The organism is Candidatus Cloacimonadota bacterium (assembly GCA_011372345.1).
In the GTDB taxonomy this organism is placed as follows: domain Bacteria; phylum Cloacimonadota; class Cloacimonadia; order Cloacimonadales; family TCS61; genus DRTC01.
The window spans coordinates 1-3,198 of record DRTC01000153.1 but is presented as its reverse complement, the minus strand read 5'-3'; the positions used below and the strand labels follow the sequence as shown (position 1 = coordinate 3,198).

1 protein-coding gene is annotated in these 3,198 nt (G+C 38.9%); it reads right to left on the bottom strand.

What is annotated here, in order from left to right; translation table 11 throughout:
• Positions 1 to 149: 149 nt before the first annotated feature.
• On the bottom strand, positions 150 to 2,972 hold the full coding sequence (gene uvrA / locus ENL20_02940) for an excinuclease ABC subunit UvrA (GenBank protein HHE37512.1): 2,823 nt from the start codon (positions 2,970 to 2,972) through the stop codon (positions 150 to 152).
• Positions 2,973 to 3,198 lie beyond the last annotated feature (226 nt).

Genomic DNA, 3,198 nt, shown 5'->3' with positions numbered 1-3,198 from the left:
CTAAAGCAAACTTAATTCAAGCTTTCTCCAATTTTGATAGTTTTCGTTCAGATACTAATTACTTTATGCTTTTTTCAAAATACAATTTTTCATCCAATTGTATTCCCAAATGGAATTTGGGAACAAGGAGAGGGAGATTAGATAATGTATCATCCTAACACTTTCCTCAAAAACTGTCCTGTATAAGACTTTTCATCCTTCGCAATTTTCTCTGGAGTTCCAACTGCAACAACTTTTCCTCCTTCATCTCCGCCTTCCGGACCAAGATCGATGATATGATCTGCACACTTGATCACATCAAGATTATGCTCGATAACCACGATCGTATTTCCCATGGAAACAAGTCGATGAAGAACATTAAGCAGTTTCTTGATATCGTCGAAATGCAGACCGGTTGTCGGTTCATCGAGGATATAAAGAGTTTGTCCGGTGCTGGTTTTACTCAATTCACGAGCAAGTTTGATCCTTTGAGCTTCACCTCCGGAAAGAGTGGTGGAAGCCTGTCCGAGTTTGATGTAGTCGAGTCCGACATCGATCAAGGTTTTCAGCTTTTTAGTGATTTTGGGAATATTCTCGAAATGCTTGATCGCTTCCTGAACATCCATATCCAGAACTTCAGAAATGTTTTTTCCCTTAAATTTAACTGCTAATGTTTCTTTATTGTAGCGATGACCTTTACAAACTTCGCAAGTTACATAAATATCCGGCAGGAAATGCATCTCAATCTGCTTCAAACCTGCTCCCTGACAGGCTTCACATCTTCCACCTTTGACATTGAATGAAAATCTTCCGGCTTTATATCCGCGAATTTTTGATGCCGGAAGTTCGGCAAACAGATTGCGGATCGGATCGAAGAGTTTGGTGTAAGTTGCCGGATTGGAACGAGGAGTTCTGCCTATTGGTTGCTGATCGATATCAATGACTTTATCGAGATGTTCGTAACCGGAAATCTTATCATATTTTCCTTCTTTCAAGTTGGAGCGATTGAGTTTGTTAGACATTGCCGGGAAAAGGATTTGATTGATCAACGAACTTTTTCCTGAACCGGAAACTCCGGTAACGCAAGTGAATAATCCAATTGGAATGTCCATCTTGATCTTCTTCAGATTATTTTGAAAAGCACCTTTAATCGTGATCTTTCTTTTATCCGGTTTCATTCTTTTAGATGGATAATCGATCGTTAGTTTGCGAGCAAGATATTTTCCGGTCAGAGATTTTTTAGATTTCAGGATTTGTTCCAAATTTCCTTGAAAAACAATTTCTCCACCAAAAATTCCCGCTCTCGGTCCAAAATCTATGATCTGGTCGGAAGAACGGATCATTCCTTCATCGTGTTCGACCACAATCACCGTATTTCCCAGATCGCGTAAATGGAGAAGCATCTCGATCAACCTGCGATTATCTCTTTGATGCAGTCCGATACTCGGTTCATCCAAAATATACATCACTCCAACCAGACTGCTTCCGATCTGGCTGGCAAGACGGATTCGCTGTGATTCTCCTCCTGAAAGAGTCGGAGCTTTTCTGTCGAGTGTCAAATAATGAAGTCCCACATTTGTCAGGAATGAAAGTCGATTGTGAATTTCCTTTAGTACTTCCTCCGCGATAATTTTTTCATTTCCTTTTAATTTCAGATTTTTAAAAAAATCTATCGCATCTGAAATGGAAAGATTCGTAATTTCATCAATGCTTTTCCCGGAAATCCTGACAGCAAGACTCTCTTTCCTTAATTTTTTCCCATTACAATCAGGACAAGGTTTGTTGCTGATATACTGCAGGTAATAGCGTTTCATATATTCGGAAGAGTTTTCGTTCATTCTCCGTTTAAGAGTTGGGATCAGACCTTCAAAGCGAGTATTGAATTCTCCTGAACTATCTTCTGAAAACCAAGATAATTTGATCTTTTTTTGTGAACCGTAAAGCAACATATATTGAATTTCCCGTGATAATTTATTCCACGGAGTATCGAGAGAAAAACCATGTTCTTTTGCCAGAGATTTCAGGATCCTCAATCTCCAACTGCTTTTTTTCTGATTCATGATTCCCCAATGAACGACTGCTCCCTGCATAATAGAGATTGTTTTATCAGGAATGATCAGATCAGGATCAAATTCTAATCTTGTTCCCAAACCATTGCAAGATTTACACATCCCGATCGGGCTGTTAAAGGAAAAATGCTGCGGTGTGAGTTCCGGATATCCGATCCCGCATTTGGTGCAGGAATTTGCTTCGGATATTATTTCAGATCGTTTTTCATCTACGAAATCAATTTTGATGAAACCGTCGGTCAGTTTCAAAGCAGTTTCCACAGAATCGATCAAGCGGCTGCGGATTCCTTCTTTGAGAACGAGACGATCAACTACGATATCGATGGTGTGTTTACTTTTTTTATCGAGTACGATTTCTTCGGAAAGCTCTCGTAAGACACCATTGATCACAACTCTGACAAAACCTTCCTGCCGGGCTTCCTCAAGTTCGTCTTTGTGTTCTCCTTTCCTATTTTGTACGATTGGTGCTAATATTTGAATTCTCGTTTTATCCGGAGATTTCAGAATTTGATCAACCATCTGATCAACAGTCTGTGAACCGACTATATCTCCGCAATTATAACAATGCTGAATTCCAATCCGGGCATAAAGGATACGTAAATAATCATAAATTTCGGTAACAGTACCGACAGTTGAGCGGGGATTTTTGCTGGCGGCTTTTTGCTCGATGGAAATTGCCGGAGAGAGTCCTTCGATATAATCCACTTTCGGCTTTTCCATCTGACCGAGAAACTGTCTGGCATAAGCAGAAAGTGATTCGACATACCTTCTCTGACCTTCCGCATAAAGAGTATCGAAAGCAAGAGAAGATTTTCCGGAACCTGAGACACCGGTAACAACGATCAATTTATTGCGGGGAATTATAACATCTATATTTTTAAGGTTGTGCTCTTGAGCACCTTTGATGATGATTTCTGTTTTCATTTGTTACCTGCGAAAAACACGAAAAAAAAAGAAATGAGGGTTCATTATGTTTATTTTCATATTATAGATAATTTGAATTATAAACCATTGAAATGGTTTCCCTTTACTCTTTTGAATATTATCTCCCACAAATGAATTTGTGGGCTTCTTTGAAAATTTGTCTGAATTCAGAAACCCATAAATTTATTTATGGGAAATTGAATGAGATCAAAATAATGAACCATTT